Raw genomic sequence first — 16,635 nt, forward strand, 5'->3', positions numbered from 1 at the left:
ACTTCAGTCCGGGAGTTTCTGCAGCCCCGCTCCTGGGCTGAAGCCCAGGCTACGTCTGTAGGGGCGACTTCAGTCGCCAAGCGGCGCGTAGCGCCGCCGCCCTTGTGGGAGCGAATTCATTCGCGAAATGGAGGGAACGCAGCGCCGCCGACCCTCACAGCCCAGACAGGCCGCCATTGGTGGATGAAAAAGCGCCATCCACCCCGGCACCACTCCGTAGGGTGGGTGAACCCCGCATGTTCCAGGGTTGCTCCGGCAACCCCCGTCACAACGGCTACCCTGTTGGAGTCTTTCTCCATACGGCAAGGTGGAACCTGAGCGTCGGATAACTTCGTCTAGGCTGTCAGTTACTCAGCACCATAGTGTCAATCGGGGTAGCCAGGGAATGCACGACCTCTTCAGCCACGACCCAGTGATCCTCATCGTCGACGACCAGGCGACCCATATCCGCGTGCTCAGCGAAGCGGTGCGGGACCTGGCTGCCGTGCACATCGCCAACGGTGGGCCGGGCACCCTGGAGATCGCCCGTTCCTGCCGCCCGGACGTGGTGCTGCTGGATATCGAGATGCCGCAGATGAACGGCTTCGAGATCTGCCGTGCATTCAAGGCCGACCCCAAGCTGTGCGATGCCTCGATCATCTTCGTTACCTCCCACAGCGAGCCGGAAAACGAGCTGAAAGCCCTGGAATCCGGCGCCTTGGGCTTTATTCAGAAGCCGCTCAACCTGCCTGTGGTGCGCGCCCATGTGAAGGCCCACCTGAGCCTGCGCGAACAGGCCAAGCGGGTGGCCTACGTCGATGCGCTCACCGGCCTGCCCAACCGCTCGCTGCTCAAGGACCGTGCCGCCCAGGCGCTGCAGAAGGCGCAGCGCGGCGAAGGCAAGGTGGCGATGCTGATGCTCGACCTGGACAACTTCAAGTTCATCAACGACTCCATCGGCCACACCACCGGGGACCAGGTGCTGCGCGAGGTGGCGCTGCGCCTCTCGGGCACGGCACGCGCCGTCGACACCGTCAGCCGCCAGGGCGGCGACGAGTTCGTGGTGCTGCTGCCGGATATCCAGGGCTTTGAAGCGGTGAGCGACTTCGCCGAGCGCCTGCTGACGACCATCGCCCTGCCGCTGACCATCAACGGTGCCCGCTACGACCTCTCGGCCAGCATCGGCATCAGCGTCTACCCGGACGATTGCGACAACCTGGAATCGCTCTACCGCTACGCCGACTCGGCCATGTACCAGGCCAAAGTCGAGGGGCGGAATCGCTTCCGCTTCTTCTCCGAGAAGATCGAAGCCAGCACCCGCGCCCGCCACATGCTCGAACGCCACATGCGCCGGGCCCTGGAGCAGCGGGTGTTCGAGGTGTTCTACCAGGCCAAGATCGACGCCGCCGACGGCCGCCCCATGGGTATCGAGGCGCTGATCCGCTGGCGCACCGCCGACGGCTCGCTGGTGTCGCCGGCCGACTTCATCCCCCTGGCCGAGGAAACCGGGCTGATCATCCCCATCGGCAAGTACGTGATGCTGCAGGCCTGCAACGACGCCAAGCGCCTGCTGGAAATGGGCTACCCGCTGTGTCTCAGCGTGAACATCTCCGCCGTGCAGTTCCGTGAGGAAAGCTTCCTCGGCATGGTCAAGGACATCCTCCAGGAATCGGGCCTGCCGCCCAGCCACCTGGAGCTGGAAATCACCGAAGGGGTGCTGGCCCACGACATCGACAAGACCCGCAAGACCCTGCTGGAACTCAAGGACGTGGGTGTGCGCATCGCCATCGATGACTTCGGCACCGGCTACTCCAGCCTCGCCTACCTCAAGCGCCTGCCCATCGACGTGCTGAAGATCGACCAGAGCTTCGTCCGCGAGATGCTCACCGACCGCAGCGACGCGGCGATCATCGAAGCGGTGATCCGCCTGGCCCAGGCCCTGGGGCTGGACCTGGTGGCCGAAGGCGTCGAGCACCGCGAGCAGGCGCGGCTGCTGCTCGGGCTGGGCTGCCGGATCATGCAGGGTTACCTGTTCGGCCGGCCGGTGCCCTTTCCCGAGGCCAGCCGCTTTCTCGCCGAGAACACCACCCACCCGCAACGCTGGCTCGACACCGACGACGGAGCCGGCCAATGAGCCGGCGCCTGTCCGGGCCGGTCTACAGCATGCTGGCCGTGGTCCTGGTCGGCGTGCTGGCCACCGCGCTGGTGGCCAGCCAGTTGCAGCAGCACAACCAGCAGCGCATCCACGAGGCGCTGGGGCGGGCCACCGACACCATGGCCGATGCCGTGGTGCGTCGCCTGGGCCTCTACCAATACGGCCTGCGCGGCGCCCGTGGCGCCCTGGTGACCGTTGGCGAGGCAGGCATCAGCCGCGAGCTGTTCAATCGCTACGCGCGCTCCCGCGACATCGCCGTCGAATTTCCCGGGGCGCGGGGGTTCGGCCTGGTCCGAAAGGTCGCCCGGGCCGATGAAGCCGACTTCCTTCGCCGCGCCCGCGCCGATGGCAAGCCGGATTTCACCATCCGCCAGATCAGCCAGCACGAGGGCGATCGCTTCGTCATCCAGTACCTGGAACCGGTGACCAACAATTCGGCGGCCATCGGCCTGGACATCGCCTCGGAAAGCAATCGGCGCGAGGCCGCGCTGGCCGCCATGCGCAGCGGCGAGGTGCGCCTCACCGCGCCCATCACCCTGGTGCAGGAGGTCGGCAAGCCGCTGCAGTCCTTCCTCATGCTGATGCCCATCTACCAGGGCGTGACCGTCCCCGAGAGCGTCGAGGCGCGTGAACGGTTGCTCGTTGGCTGGAGCTACGCGCCGCTGCTCACCGAGGAGGTGCTAGACGGCCTGCAGGTGGATGTCCACTCCCTGCAGCTGCGCCTGCGTGACATCACCGCGCCGGGTTCCGCGGAGGTGTTCTACGAAAGTGCCGCCGCCCCCGACGGCAGTGCCGAGGTGATGAGCCTGCGGGTCGAACGCAGCCTCTACGGGCGCCATTGGGAGGTGGAGTTGGCCGCTTACCCGGCCTTCACCGCCCAGCTCAACCTGCTCTCGCCCCGCCTGGCCTGGGGCTGCGGCCTGGCGCTGACCTGCCTGCTGGCCGCGCTGGTGGGGGCCAACGGCGTCAGCGGCTGGCGCAAGCAGCAGGTGTTCGAGCAGCGCTCGCGCCTGGCGGCCATCGTCGAAAGCTCGCCCGACGGCATCGTCGGCCAGGCCCTGGATGGCACGGTGACGGCCTGGAACCCGGGCGCCGAGACGATTTTCGGCTATGGCGCCGAGGAAGCCATCGGCCGGTTGCTCAAGGAACTGATCGTTCCCGTGCAGCGCTTCGACGAGGAGCGCGACATCCTCCGCCGGGTCGGCCAGGGCGAGCGCATCGCACTGTTCGACACCCAGCGCCGCCGCAAGGACGGCAGCCTGGTGAACGTCTCCCTGTCCATCGCGCCCATCCATGACCGCCTGCACCAGGTGGTGGGCATCTCCAAGACGGTGCGCGACATCTCCGCGCAGAAGCACGCCGAGGCGCGCATCCTCGAGCTCAATGCCGGGCTGGAAGAGCAGGTGGCGGAGCGCACCAAGGAGCTGCTGGCCACCAACGTGCTGCTCGACAGCGTGCTCAGCTCGGCGTCGGAGGTGTCCATCATCGCCACCGACACCGACGGCCTGATCCGCGTGTTCAACCGGGGCGCCGAGCGCCTGCTGGGCTACTCGGCGGCGGAGCTGGTGGGGCGCCAGTCGCCGGCGCTGTTCCACGACACCGCCGAAGTGGTGTCCCGCAGCGAAGAGCTGAGCGAGCGCTACCACCAGCCGATCCGCGGCTTCCGCGTCTTCGTCCATGTGCCCGAGCACGAGGGCGTCGAGGCCCGCGAGTGGACCTACGTGCGCAAGGACGGCACGCGCTTCCCCGTGACCCTGGTGATCACCGCCATCCGCGACGCCGGCGGCAAGGTCACCGGCTACCTGGGCATCGCCCTGGACATCACCGAGCGCAAGGCCGCCGAGCACCAGTTGGAGGAAAGCCTCGCCACCACCCGTGCCGTGCTCGATACGGCGGTCAACCCGGTCATCACCTTCGGCACCGACGGCCGCATCCACACTTTCAACCCCTCCGGCGGCGTGGTCTTCGGCTGCGACCCCGAGACCATGCCCGGGCGTCGCCTGGAAGAGCTGGTGGACCCAGCCTCGCGCGGGGCCTTCGCCAAACTGCTGGCCAGCTACACCGACCAGGCCACCGCCGGCGGGCCCAGCGGCCAGGAACTCTGGGGCCTGCGCGGCGACGGCAGCAGCTTCCCCATGCAACTGACCCTGGCCGCCATGGGCAGCAATGGCGAGCGGCGGCTGGTGTGCGTCATCACCGACCTCACCCAGCAGCACCAGCAGCGCAAGAGCCTGCTGGCCGCCCGTGACCAGTTGCTGCTGGCCGCCGAGGTGGCCGAGCTGGGCATCTGGTCGTGGAACCTGGCGGACGACTCGTTGCAGTGGAACGAGCGCATGTACGAGATCTACGGCATGCCGCCCGAGCAGAACGAGCAGGGCCTGCTGCTCCAGCACTGGCAAGCGCGTGTTCACCCGGAAGACATCGACCGGGTGGCCAAGCAACTGCTCGCCGCCATCGACGGCAGCGCGCGCTACGAGCCGATCTTCCGCATCGTCCGTCCCAACGGCCAGGTGCTGTTCATCCAGGCGGCGGCGCAGATCGAGCGCGACGCCCAGGGCGCGCCGACCAAGGTCACCGGCATCAATCGTGACATCACCGCCCAGCGCGAACTGGAAGCACGTCTGCTGGAGGCCCGCGACAGGGCCGATGCCGCCAGCGCCGCGAAGAGCTTCTTCCTGGCCAACATGAGCCACGAGATCCGCACGCCAATGAACGCCGTGCTGGGCATGCTGCAGCTGGTCCAGGGCACCGACCTCAACAGCCGCCAGCTGGACTACGTGGTCAAGGCGCAGACCGCCGCGCGCTCGCTGCTGGGGCTGCTCAACGACATCCTCGACTACTCCAAGATCGAAGCCGGCAAGTTGCAGCTCGACCCCCACGAGTTCGAACTGGAAGCGCTGATGCGCGACCTCGCCGTGGTGCTCGCCGGCAACCAGGGCGACAAGGACGTGGAAGTGATGTTCGACCTCGACGCACGCCTGCCACGGCGCCTGGTGGGCGACAGCTTCCGCCTGCAGCAGGTGCTCATCAACCTCGCCGGCAACGCCCTCAAGTTCACCAGCGTCGGCCAGGTGGTGGTGGGCTTCCGCCTGCTGGGCCTGTTCGAGGGTTCGACCCTGCTGCGGGTCTCGGTCAGCGACACCGGCATCGGCATCAGCCCCGAGCAGCTGGAGCGCATCTTCGACGGCTTCACCCAGGCCGAAGCCTCCACCTCGCGGCGCTTCGGCGGCACCGGGCTGGGGCTGGTGATCTGCAAACGCCTGATCGAGCTGATGGGCGGCCACCTGCAAGTGGAAAGCCAGCCGGGCAAGGGCAGCCGCTTCTGGTTCGACGTGTCCATGGAGCTGGCCGAGCCCGGCGCCCTGCGCGCCGCCTGCCCCGGCGTGGACGCACCGCTGCGCCTGCTGGTGGTGGACGACAACCCGGCGGCCGGTGAAGTGCTGCTGCGCACCTTGCTGTCCCTTGGCTGGCAGGCCGAGTACGCCTCCACGGGCGAAGCTGCCGTCGGCCATGTGCGCGAAGCGGCGGGGCGCCTGGAGCCCTTCGACCTGGTGCTGATGGACTGGCGCATGCCCGGCCTCGACGGCCTCGCCACCAGCCAGGCGATCCAGGCCCTGGCCGGCGAGCTGGAGGTGCCGCGCATCCTCATGATCACCGCCCACGGCAGCGAGGTCCTGGCCGATCGGCAGCAACAGGGCGGTGCGCCATTCGCCGGTTTCCTCACCAAGCCGGTCACCCCCATGCAGCTGGCCAGTGCCGTGCAGCGCGCCCTCGGCCAGCTGGAAGCGCCACGACCGGTGGCGCTGGAGGGGCCGAAGAAACGCCTGCAGGGGCTGCGCCTGCTGGTGGTGGAAGACAACCCGCTCAACCGCCAGGTGGCCTCCGAGCTGCTGGCGGGCGAGGGTGCCCGCGTGTGCCTGGCCGAAGGCGGCCTGGAAGGCGTGCAGGCCGTACTCGATGACGCCCAGGGTTTCGACGCGGTGCTGATGGACATCCAGATGCCCGATATCGACGGCCTGGAAGCCACCCGGCGCATCCGTGCCGACGGGCGCCACCCGACCCTGCCGATCATCGCCATGACCGCCAACGCCGCCGCCCAGGACCGCCAGAACTGCCTCGACGCCGGCATGGACGACCACGTCGGCAAACCCATCGACATCCACCAGCTGGTGGCCACCTTGCTGCGCTGGACCGAGCCCGGCGCGGTGGCACGGCCTGAGCCGGAACCTGTCGAGCGCACGGGCGATGCCGCGGTGGTGGAATCCCGGGATTCGATCCTGGCGCGCTTCGGCGGCAACCTGAAGCTGTTGCTCTCGGTGCTCGCCAGCTTCGACACCGAGATGCAGAAGCAACTGGTGCGCCTGCGCGAATCCGTCGCCGCCGGTGACCTGCGCAGCGTGGTCGGCGCCTTGCACGGCCTCAAGGGCAGCTCCGGCACCATGGGCGCCAGCGCACTGTGCGCGCGCACCGGGGAGCTGGAGCAGCAGGGCATACATGTCGCCCCGGAAGGCGCCGCCGCGTTCCTCCACGAGCCGCCCTGGCTCGACGAACTGCAGGGCCTGCTCGACCGCAGCAGCGCCGCGCTGCTCGTGCACTTCCCGGAAATCGGTGCCGCGCCCGCGCCGCGCGGGGTGCCCGCCGAGCAGGCCGGCGCCCTGGCCATGGCGGACTGGCAGACCATTCTGGACAAGGTGCTGGAGCTGCTGGAAACCGGCAGCCTGGCAGCCCTGGACCACACCGAGCCACTGCTGCACAAGGCGCCGCCGCCCCTGCGCGATGCCTGCCTCACTTTCGTCCGCCTGGTGGAGGAGCTGGACTTCGACGGCGCCCGCGAATGCGGCTGGCGCCTGCAGCAGGGCGGCGGCCAGGGCTGAGTGGCGGGGGAGCTGTCCTACGCCCTTCGCAGCAGGTATCGTGCGCACCTTCCCCAGGTGTTCGTCAGGGTTTTCGCTCCATGATCAGCTCGTCGTTTCGGCTCGCCGTCCTCGGCATCGCCACCCTCTGCTCGGCCGCCGCCTTCGCCCGGGTCGAGGTGGGGGCCGTGCAGCACAAGAGCGGCCCCATGCTGGTGGCCAAGGTTTCCGAAGACATCGCCCCCGGCGACTACGACGCACTGATGAAGGGGGTGCTCGGCCACCCCGGCAAGTTCGCGCGCAAGATCGTCATCCTCGACAGCATCGGCGGCAGCGTGCCGGAGGCCATCCGCATGGGCCGCCTGCTGCGCGAAACCGGCTTCGACGCGCTGGTGCCGTCCACCGGCCTGTGCCAGGGCACCTGCGTCTACCTGCTGGCCGCCGGGCGCGGCAAGATGGTGCGCGGCTCGGTGGGCCTGCACCGCCCGTACTACGCCCACGGCGACTCCTCCCGCGACCAGGCGCTGTACAAGGGCGTGCGCTACAACTCCGCCGCCTACTTCAAGGAAATGAACATCCCGCCCAGCCTGCTGGAAGACATGCAACGCATCGACCCCCGACAGATGCGCGTGCTCTCGGCGTCCGACCTGGCGCGCTACCGCCTCTCCGCCGGCAAATAGGCCGATCAAAACCGACCAAACGCCCTGTTGGCGGGCTTTGCACGCCTGTATAAGAGGCGATAGGCCATCACGCAGTCGCCGAGATCAACCGTCATGAGAGAAGAAGTCGAAACCACCAACGCGGTCTACAAGACGTTGCTGGAATCCACCAAGGCGATCCCCTGGAAAATCGATTGGAAGACCATGACCTTCGCCTACATCGGCCCGCAGATCGAAACCCTGCTGGGCTGGAGCCCGGCGAGCTGGGTCGGGGTCAACGACTGGGCCGAGCGCATGCACCCCGAAGACCGCGACGCGGTGGTCGCCTTCTGCGTCTCCCAATCCCAGGCCGGTACCGACCATGAAGCCGACTACCGCGCCCTGACCGCCGCCGGCGACTACGTGTGGATACGCGACGTGGTGCACGTGATGCGCGACGAGGCGGGCGAGGTGGAAGCGCTGATCGGCTTCATGTTCGACATCAGCGAGCGCAAGCACGCCGAGCAGAAGCTGGTGGAGTTGCAGAAGCAGCTGGAGGAGTACTCCTACAAGGACGGCCTCACCGGCGTCGCCAACCGGCGCATGGTCGACTCGACCCTGGACGTGGAGTGGGCCAACGCCCAGCGCACCCTGCAGCCGCTCTCGCTGATCCTCCTCGATATCGACTACTTCAAGCAGTACAACGACCACTACGGCCATATCCAGGGCGACGACTGCCTGAAGAGCGTCGGCCAGGCGCTCACCGCCGCCGCCAACCGCCCACGGGACCTGGTGGGGCGCTTCGGTGGCGAGGAATTCGTGCTCATCCTCCCGGAAACCGACGCCGACGCCGCTCGCCAGGTGGCCGAACGCTGCCGCCGCCTGCTGCGCGAGCGCTGCATCCCCCACGAGAAGTCCGGCGTCGCCTCGCTGCTCACCATCAGCCTCGGCGTCGGCACCATCATCCCCACCCGCCACGACCGCGCCCTGACCTTCGTCGAAGCCGTCGACCGCCTGCTCTACCGCGCCAAACAGGGCGGCCGCAACCGCTTCGAAGCCGGCCAATGGCTGGACGCCGACGCCCAGCAGGAGCAGGGCGGAACCGCCTGAACGGCTGCGCTCCCGCCCGTAGGTTGGCGCCGAGCGCAGCGAGGCCCAACGCATCGGCGCTCGCCCATTTCGCGAATAAATTCGCTCCCACGACGCTAGGCCGAGGCACGGAGTGGCCCCGTAGGGCGGGTGCAACCCGCGTGTGGCGCCGTGCCTGGATCGCCGGGTTTCACCCGACCTACGTGCTCCGTTCCATTCCCGGGCTGAAGCCCGGGCTACATCAGGCACGGCGTAGACCGTAGGTTGGCGCCGAGCGCAGCGAGGCCCAACGCAGCGGGGTTCACCCATTTCGCGAATGAATTCGCCCACGACGGTGGGTGGCGACGCGCCGTGGTTGCCGGGTTTCACCCGACCTACGCCCTGTGCGAATTCATTGGCTCTGTCTGCGTTAAGTGTTGCTAGCTTCTAGACTTGTCGTTACGGCATCTCTTTCAGGAGGTCTGCCATGCGTGCGACAGAGTTTCGGAGCTGGCTATCTCGCCTGACTCAGCTCAACCAAACCCAGCGGGATCAGCTTCAAACACAGCTGTCCTGCCCCCAGGGCATGCTGGCGGAGGCGCTGGAGCCTCCCGAGCATTGCCCCCACTGCCAAGCCACGGCCTTACGCCCATGGGGTTCCAGTCACGGCTTGGCCCGCTACCGATGCCGAACCTGCAGGCGCACGTGCAATGCGCTGACGGGCACGCCATTGGCTCGACTGCGTCATCGGGAGTGTTGGGGGCGCTATGCCGAAGCCATGGTGAAAAGCCTGACGGTGCGCAAAGCCGCTGAACATTGCGAGGTTCACAAGAACACCGCATTCCGCTGGAGGCACCGTTTCTTGCGCTTGATCGCCGAGCATCGAGCGCAGCACGAATCAGGGATCGTCGAGGCCGACGAGACCTTCTTCCTGGAGTCATTCAAAGGTCAGCGCAACCTGTCACGCGAGGCCCGCAAGCGCGGGGGCAGAGCACGGCGCAAAGGATTCACGGCCGAGCAGATCCCGGTCCTGGTGGTACGTGATCGGAGTGGGCAGCACGCCGACTTCCAGTTGAAACAACTCAATGCCGCGCACGTAGGTGAAGTGCTACGGCCGTTGCTCGATCCCGACGCGGTGCTGTGCACGGACAGCGCCGCGATCTACCAGAGCTTCGCCAAGGCAGAGGGCATTACCCACCATCGCGTGAATCTGCGCCAGAAGCGCCGCACCGATGGCGCCTTTCACATCCAGAACGTCAACGCCTATCACGGCCGCTTGAAGCTCTGGATGAAGCGCTTCAACGGTGTTGCGACCAAGTACCTGGAGAACTACCTGGGCTGGCGACGGCTGCTTGAGCGTTATGGAAATGATCTCAACCCTTTGATTTGTATGAAGGAATCGCTCGGCGACTATCCAGTGCAACAGCTAACGCAGACATAGCCAATGAATTCGCCCCTACAGCGTGTCTATCGCCACTTCCACCGCATCGCCGTTGACCCGTACCGGCCAGGTGCGCAGGCGTTGTTCGGGGTATTCCAGGCAGCTGCCGTCTTCCAGGCGGAAGTGCTGCTTGTACAGCGGCGAGGCGATCACCAGGTCGCCCTTGAGCTGGCCGACGATGCCGCGGCCGATGACGTTGGCGCCGGATTTCGGGTCGCGGTTGTCGAGGGCGAAGACGCGCTCGCCGTCCGCCTGGGGCAGGTGGAAGAGGGCGACCTGCTCGCCGTCGAGCCAGGCGACCACGCCAGAGTTGGCCACCAGGTCGTGGCGGCTGCACAGCGGGCGCCATTGGGTGGCAGTGGAGGTGTCGAGTTGCAGGGCGTTGGATGGGCTCATCAGAGTGCCTCCTCGGTGACGGGGATCAGGTGGAGTTCGCGTGCGCTGATCGGCCGGCGCTGGCCGCGTTCCTGGACGAAGTGGATGTCCGGGTCGCCGCGCCGGTCGTTGACGAAGGTGCGGAAGCGCTTAAGCTTCTCCGGGTCCTTCAGGGCGTTGGCCCATTCGCATTCGTAGCGGTCCACCACCAGCTGCATCTGCGCCTCCAGCTCGGCGCCCAGGCCCAGGCTGTCGTCGAGGATCACCGCCTTGAGGTAGTCCAGCCCGCCTTCCAGGTTCTCGCGCCACACCGAGGTGCGCTGCAGCTTGTCGGCGGTGCGCACGTAGAACATCAGCACGCGGTCGATGGCGCGCACCAGGCCCTCGTCATCGAGGTCGGTGGCGAACAGCTCGGCGTGGCGCGGGCGCATGCCGCCGTTGCCGCAGATGTAGAGGTTCCAGCCCTTCTCGGTGGCGATCACGCCGATGTCCTTGCTCTGTGCCTCGGCGCATTCGCGGGTGCAGCCGGAGACGGCGAACTTGATCTTGTGCGGCGAGCGCAGGCCCTTGTAGCGGTTCTCCAGGTGCAGGGCCATGGCCACGCTGTCCTGCACGCCGTAGCGGCACCAGGTGCTGCCGACGCAGGACTTCACCGTGCGCAGGGACTTGCCGTAGGCGTGGCCGGTCTCGAAGCCGGCGGCGATCAGCTCGCCCCAGATAGCCGGCAGCTCGTGCAGTTGGGCGCCGAACAGGTCGATGCGCTGGCCGCCGGTGATCTTGGTGTAAAGGTCGTACTTCTTCGCCACCTGGCCGAGGACGATGAGCTTGTCCGGGGTGATCTCGCCCCCGGCGATGCGCGGCACGATGGAGTAGGTGCCGTTCTTCTGCATGTTGGCCATGAAGGTGTCGTTGGTGTCCTGCAGCGGCACCAGCGCCGGGTCGGTGATGGACTGGTTCCAGCAGGAGGCGAGGATCGAGCCCACCGCCGGCTTGCAGGTGTCGCAGCCGGTGTGGCCACGGCCGTGGCGGGCCAGCAGTTCCTCGAAGGTTTGGATGCCCTCCACCCGCACCAGTGCGTAGAGCTCCTGGCGGGTGTGGGCGAAGTGTTCGCACAGGCTCTTGTCCACGGCCACGCCCCGGGCGCTCAGCTCGTGCTCGAACACCTGCTTGAGCAGGGCGCTGCAACCGCCGCAGCCGGTGGCCGCCTTGGTCTGCGCCTTGAGTTCGCCGAGGTCGGTGCAGCCGGCGTCTACCGCGCAGCACACCGCGCCCTTGCTGACGTTGTGGCACGAGCAGATGGTCGCGCTGGCGGGCAGGGCGTCGGCGCCCAGGGTCGGCGCGGCGTCGCCGAGGGGCAGGATCAGGCCCGAGGGCTCCGCCGGCAGCTTGATGCCGTTCTGCGCGTATTGCAGCAGGGTGTCGTAGTAGCTGTTGTCCCCCACCAGCACCGCGCCCAGCACGTGCTGGCCGTCGGCGGAGACCACCAGGCGCCGATAGCTGGCGCTGGCTTCGTCGATGAAACGGTAGCTGCGCGCGCCGGGGGTGGCGGCGTGGGCATCGCCGATGGAGCCCACGTCCACCCCCAGCAGCTTGAGCTTGGTGGACATGTCGGCGCCGGTGAAGGGCTCGTGGGGCTGGCCGGCCAGCAGCGCGGCGAGGTTGCGCGCCATGCTGTAGCCGGGGGCGACCAGGCCGAAGACGCTGCCGTTCCAGGAGGCGCACTCGCCGATGGCGAAGATCGCCGGGTCGCTGGTGCGGCAGTCGTTGTCGATCACCACGCCGCCGCGCGGCGCCACCTCCAGGCCGGCGGCGCGGCCGAGGGCGTCCTGGGGGCGGATGCCGGCAGAGAAGACGATCAGGTCGGTTTCGAGGAATTCGCCGTCATTGAACTGCATGCGGTAGGCGTATTCCTCGCCGACGACGATCTCCTGGGTGGCGCGCGACAGGTGCACGCCCACGCCCAGGGCTTCGATGCGGGCGCGCAGGGCGGCGCCGCCGTCGGCATCCAGCTGCACGGGCATCAGCCGGGGGGCGAACTCCACCACGTGGGCTTCCAGGCCCAGGGATTTCAGCGCGTTGGCGGCCTCCAGGCCCAGCAGGCCACCGCCCACCACCACGCCACGGCGGGCGCTGGCGGCGGCCTCGCGGATGCCGTCCAGGTCGTCCAGGGTGCGGTAGACCAGGCGCGAGCGGCCCTCGGCTCCGGGGATCGGCGGTACGAAGGGGTAGGAGCCGGTGGCCAGCACCAGGCGGTCGTAAGGCTGGCGGCCCGTTGCGGTGACCACCTCGCGGCGCTCGCGGTCGATCTCCAGCACCGCCTCGCCCAGGTGCAGGTGCACGCCGTGGCGGGCATAGAGGCCGGCGTCGCCCATGGCCAGGGCTTCGGCATCCTTGCCGGCGAAGTATTCGGAGAGGTGCACGCGGTCGTAGGCGCGCTGGCGCTCCTCGCCGTAGACGTGCACCTGGTAGCGCGCCAGGGCACCGCGTTCGATCAACTGCTCCACGCAGTGGTGACCGACCATGCCGTTGCCGATGACGACCAGGATCTCGCTGTTGATCGGGGTGACGATGGCGTTCATGTGCCTTCCTCTGTCGAAGCCGCTGCCGGGGCGTGCGGAAAAAAACGCAAAAAAAACGCCTGGAACCGTCTAGCGGCTCCAGGCGCCTTTGCCTGGTGTTCGTGTGGTGTGCGGAAGGGCCGCGCGGGCGTCGTTGCCCTGGCCCTCCGTCCCGGTGGGTGGGTCATCGGCGACCGCCCGGGAGGCTCCTGCGGGGTTGTCCCCTCAGTGCCGAGGGAGCAAAAGCAGGTTGCATGCCAGGTGACGGGGCGGCGGGTGCGCGAGGGGGATGCAGCCCTTGCGGGGCAAGGAATGCAGTGTTGCGAGGGGCGTTGGCGGTGGTGCGGATTCAGCCCGCTGCGGTGGCGGCTGGCTGAACCATAACGGGGCGGGTCGGCGCGCTCGTCCCTTTTTTGGAGCAGCGCGCCGGGGTGGTCACTTGAGCAGTTCGGGGTCGAGCATGTCGCATTCGAAGCTCAGCCAGCCGCCTTCGGCATTGGCGTCGCCACCGGTGATCGGGCCGTAGTAGGACAGGCCGTTGTTCAGGGTGATGCACACATGGGTGGGCTCGTCCGGGGCGGCCAACTGGCCGTTGAAATGCACCTTCATCACGCCGGGGGTGACGGTCTCCAGGCCGACATCCACGGCGGCGTTGTCCACCGCCTCGTTCTCGCGGCCGTGGTGTTCGGCGCTGACGGTCAGGGTGACGGTGTCCTGGTACATGGGGGATCTCCAACAGGGGAAGGCGCGAGGCCGGAAGGCCGCTAGGGTATGCCAGCGCCGGGTGCGCGGCCATGGATGGCGGCGAAAAAAACGCGCCCCGCACGTCAGCCAGGTCGAACCCGGCCCGGCATCGCCCCTCGAACCCTCTACAGCCCTAGAGGAGAGGCATCATGACCCAACAGGCGAAAACCGAACCGCGAAACTGGCCCCGGCGTGACTCGCAGGGAGACATGCGTGGCCTGCCCGGCTACCCGAAAGCCACCGACAAGGCCCAGGAGCAACCCACGGCCGGCGACGAGCTGGGCTTCGACCCGGACTCCCCGGACCTGGCCGACCCGCAGATCGACCCACCCACGCCGCCGCGCATCCCCACCGACAGTGCCCGGCCCGCCAAGCCCCGTGCGCCGGGCAAGCAATACCCGCCCTACGATTGAGCCGCGCATGCCCGTAGCCCGGGCTTCAGCCCGGGAGTGGTGGTGGATGAGCGCTTCGCGAGCAGAGCTCGCTCCTACGTCCGCGTCCCGGACGGGCATTCGGTGGCGTAGGTCGGGTGCAACCCGACGATCCCGCGCACAGCGATTAACAGGTCGCCCCGTAGCCCGGGCTTCAGCCCGGGAGCGGTGGTGGATGAGGGCTTCGCGAGCAGAGCTCGCTCCTACGTCGTACGCCCGAGTAGGCGCCGTACCCCGTCCTACATGCCCAATGGCGCATGGGTCACCACGCGCAGGGCCAGCCCTTCGTAGCCATCCAGTTCCAGGCGCAGTTCGCCCTGTTCGGTGAGGTCGCCTTCCAGGCGCTCGTTGATCATGTCCACCACCGGGCCCGGCGGGACGTTGGGCAGGACGATGACCTCGCTCAGCGGCTCGGCGCCGAAGTTCAGCGCGGTGACCTGGATGCCGCGGCCGGCCGGCAGCTCGTGGACCATCACCAGCAGCGCCGGGTGCTGCGTCTCGGGGATGAGGATCTGCCGGCTCGACGCCACCCCGTAGGCGCGGCGTACCGCCAGCATGCGCCGGGCCTGGGCGGCGAAGGAGTCCGGGTCCTGCAGCTGCTCTACCAGGCTGCCGTAGAGGCTGCGGGCCTTGGGCAGGCCCTCGCTGGAGCGTTCGGCGCTGGGGTCGAGGTCGGCCAGGTCGTAGGCGCCACGGTGGATCCAGCGGGTGTCGCCGTCGGCCAGCAATGCCTCCACCTGTTCGGGCGCCAGGGGCAGGGCGCCCACCAGGTCCCAGCCGGAGAGGGCGACGATGCCCGGCTGCATGGCGTTGAACATCAGCAGCAACAGGTGCACCTGGCGGATGCGCGCGATGTCCGCCGGGCCGATGGCGTCGAGGTCGGTGATACCCAGGGCGGCGGTGATGATGCTCACCGTGGTGCAGGCCACGCCGTTGGTGACGAACTTCAGGTTGTAGGGCGCATCCTTGCCGGCCAGGCGCTCGTACATCTCGCTGCGGATGTGCTCGCGGAGGATGGACCCCGGCAGGCTCTGGCCCTTGAACACATAGGTGTCGTTGGCGTGCAGGGTCCAGAAGTGCACCAGCTCCAGGGTCAGCTCGTCGTGGTTCTGCAGGGCGTGGATCAGCGAGGCCGGGTCGATGCCGAAGGCGTGCATCTGGTTGAGCATCAGGCGCAGGAACTCGGTGTCGCCGGTGAGCAGCGCGTGTTGGTAAGCGGGCCGGGTGATGAAGTCGTAGGAGAGGTCGGCGCCGCCCTGGGACATGGCGGCGATGTCGTCCAGGGTCAGGTTCAGCTCCTGGAAGCTGAAGCCGCCGGCCTTGCGGATCATGCCGCCGAGCAACTGGTTGCCGGTGACCGACAGCGGGTGGCTCTCCGACCAGGCGTTGCCCTGGGCGCGCCGCTCGACGCCGAGGAAGCCGTTGGCATCCAGGCGCAGCACACGGGCACCGAGCACGTCGATAGAGTGCAGGGCGTCGCCGATGATCAGCTGCTGCGCGGCGAAGGTCGGGTCCAGCCAGTTCAGCGACGGCTGGCCCTCCTTGAAGTAGTGCAGGTACACCCAGCGCCGCAGCTTGCCGTCCACGCCCTGCACCGGCAGCGTGGCGCTCCAGTCGGTTTCCTTGACCCCGGGCTCGAAGAAGATCACCCGTTGCAACTGGCCCACCAGGTAGTTGCGGTCGCGCAGGGCGTCCACCGTCTCCGGCGACAGGTTCACGGCGTCGCGCCCTTCGGGCACTTCCGGCAGCAACGGCCAGTCGGCTTCCTGGATCTCCACCATGTGGTAGATGCCGGGGTAGTCGCCGTAGGCCATCTCCGCCAGGCGGAAGTCGGCGCCCTTGCCGGTGTGGGCGGGAATGGTGTCGTCGATGGTCACCGCGTTGTGGGCGGCGGCCACGCGGCTGAGGTGCACCTGCTGTTCGTCGGTGCCGAAGCTCGGGTCGATATCCAGGCCGATGCGGTCGAAGTTGCCGTCCACGGTGGGGGTGTAGTCACGCCCGCGCAGCCCGCCGGAGCGCTTCAGCGGCCCGGTGTGGATGCCCTGGATGCCCAGGTCGGAGAAGGCCGCCCAAAGGCGTTCGTCCCCCAGGGCCTGGAGCACCGAGCCGCCCTCGGCGGTGATGATCGAGGCGGGGTAGACGGTCACCCAGACCGAGGCCACGGCTGTGACGCTGCGCGGGCGCGTCTGCGCATAGGGGTGCTGCCACAGGCGCGGCTGGCCGGCGTAGAGACGCGCACGCTGGCGCGCGGTTTCGAGCATGGAATGTTCGACCAGCCAGGTGACCTGGTCGCTGTCGTGGGTAGGCATCGCTCGCTCCCGGGTGGGTGGCCACCGGGAACCGGCCGGCGGCACTTCCCTTGTTGAGAGCGGCGTAGCGCGGGCTTTGTTCAG

Annotated in this window: 10 protein-coding genes; 6 read left to right on the forward strand and 4 right to left on the reverse strand. The window is 68.1% G+C overall.

What is annotated here, in order from left to right:
• Window positions 1-385 precede the first annotated feature (385 nt).
• From PI990_RS12665 to PI990_RS12685, 5 genes are all read left to right on the forward strand, one after another.
• Window positions 386-2,113 (forward strand): two-component system response regulator, encoded by a 1,728-nt coding sequence (locus PI990_RS12665; protein WP_184489346.1) that lies wholly within the window; start codon window positions 386-388, stop codon window positions 2,111-2,113.
• Window positions 2,110-7,008, forward strand: coding sequence for a PAS domain S-box protein (locus tag PI990_RS12670; protein ID WP_271660811.1), 4,899 nt, complete (start codon window positions 2,110-2,112; stop codon window positions 7,006-7,008). Before PI990_RS12665 ends, PI990_RS12670 begins: the two co-directional genes overlap by 4 nt.
• A gap of 80 nt (window positions 7,009-7,088) precedes the next feature.
• Entirely contained in the window at window positions 7,089-7,667 is a 579-nt protein-coding gene (locus PI990_RS12675; protein ID WP_271660812.1) for a hypothetical protein, read from the forward strand.
• 93 nt (window positions 7,668-7,760) lie between these two features.
• On the forward strand, window positions 7,761-8,735 hold the full coding sequence (locus PI990_RS12680; protein ID WP_271660813.1) for a sensor domain-containing diguanylate cyclase: 975 nt from the start codon (window positions 7,761-7,763) through the stop codon (window positions 8,733-8,735).
• Window positions 8,736-9,180: 445 nt separating this feature from the next.
• Window positions 9,181-10,134: an IS1595 family transposase gene (locus PI990_RS12685; RefSeq protein ID WP_271660814.1), complete on the forward strand. Its 954-nt coding sequence runs from the start codon at window positions 9,181-9,183 to the stop codon at window positions 10,132-10,134.
• 15 nt (window positions 10,135-10,149) lie between these two features.
• On the opposite strand, the gene nirD is transcribed toward PI990_RS12685, so the two are convergent.
• The 3 genes from nirD to PI990_RS12700 form a co-directional block, all read right to left on the reverse strand.
• Window positions 10,150-10,530: a nitrite reductase small subunit NirD gene (gene nirD / locus PI990_RS12690; RefSeq protein WP_043246736.1), complete on the reverse strand. Its 381-nt coding sequence runs from the start codon at window positions 10,528-10,530 to the stop codon at window positions 10,150-10,152.
• A complete protein-coding gene (nirB, locus tag PI990_RS12695) occupies window positions 10,530-13,088 on the reverse strand; it encodes a nitrite reductase large subunit NirB (protein ID WP_271660815.1) in 2,559 nt (852 codons plus the stop codon). Before nirB ends, nirD begins: the two co-directional genes overlap by 1 nt.
• 414 nt (window positions 13,089-13,502) lie before the next feature.
• Window positions 13,503-13,790: a hypothetical protein gene (locus PI990_RS12700; RefSeq protein ID WP_043246732.1), complete on the reverse strand. Its 288-nt coding sequence runs from the start codon at window positions 13,788-13,790 to the stop codon at window positions 13,503-13,505.
• A gap of 230 nt (window positions 13,791-14,020) precedes the next feature.
• Between PI990_RS12700 and PI990_RS12705 the strand changes: the two genes are divergently transcribed.
• Window positions 14,021-14,224 carry a DUF6021 family protein gene (locus tag PI990_RS12705; RefSeq protein WP_184491375.1) on the forward strand — a complete coding sequence of 68 codons (204 nt, stop codon included), beginning with the start codon at window positions 14,021-14,023 and terminating at the stop codon, window positions 14,222-14,224.
• Between the two features lie 257 nt (window positions 14,225-14,481).
• On the opposite strand, the gene treS is transcribed toward PI990_RS12705, so the two are convergent.
• Complete coding sequence (gene treS, locus PI990_RS12710; RefSeq protein WP_271660816.1) at window positions 14,482-16,551, reverse strand: maltose alpha-D-glucosyltransferase; 2,070 nt, start codon at window positions 16,549-16,551, stop codon at window positions 14,482-14,484.
• Window positions 16,552-16,635: the final 84 nt, after the last annotated feature.

Source organism: Pseudomonas sp. TUM22785 (assembly GCF_028198105.1).
Taxonomy (GTDB): Bacteria; Pseudomonadota; Gammaproteobacteria; order Pseudomonadales; family Pseudomonadaceae; genus Metapseudomonas; species Metapseudomonas solani.

Bases quoted from the DNA above. Each gene is read 5' to 3' on its own strand.
- PI990_RS12665 (WP_184489346.1), top strand. From the start codon at position 386: ATGCACGACCTCTTCAGCCACGACCCAGTGATCCTCATCGTCGACGAC.
- PI990_RS12670 (WP_271660811.1), top strand. From the start codon at position 2,110: ATGAGCCGGCGCCTGTCCGGGCCGGTCTACAGCATGCTGGCCGTGGTC.
- PI990_RS12700 (WP_043246732.1), bottom strand. From the start codon at position 13,790: ATGTACCAGGACACCGTCACCCTGACCGTCAGCGCCGAACACCACGGC.
- nirB (WP_271660815.1), bottom strand. From the start codon at position 13,088: ATGAACGCCATCGTCACCCCGATCAACAGCGAGATCCTGGTCGTCATC.
- PI990_RS12675 (WP_271660812.1), top strand. From the start codon at position 7,089: ATGATCAGCTCGTCGTTTCGGCTCGCCGTCCTCGGCATCGCCACCCTC.
- PI990_RS12680 (WP_271660813.1), top strand. From the start codon at position 7,761: ATGAGAGAAGAAGTCGAAACCACCAACGCGGTCTACAAGACGTTGCTG.
- PI990_RS12685 (WP_271660814.1), top strand. From the start codon at position 9,181: ATGCGTGCGACAGAGTTTCGGAGCTGGCTATCTCGCCTGACTCAGCTC.
- treS (WP_271660816.1), bottom strand. From the start codon at position 16,551: ATGCCTACCCACGACAGCGACCAGGTCACCTGGCTGGTCGAACATTCC.
- PI990_RS12705 (WP_184491375.1), top strand. From the start codon at position 14,021: ATGCGTGGCCTGCCCGGCTACCCGAAAGCCACCGACAAGGCCCAGGAG.
- nirD (WP_043246736.1), bottom strand. From the start codon at position 10,530: ATGAGCCCATCCAACGCCCTGCAACTCGACACCTCCACTGCCACCCAA.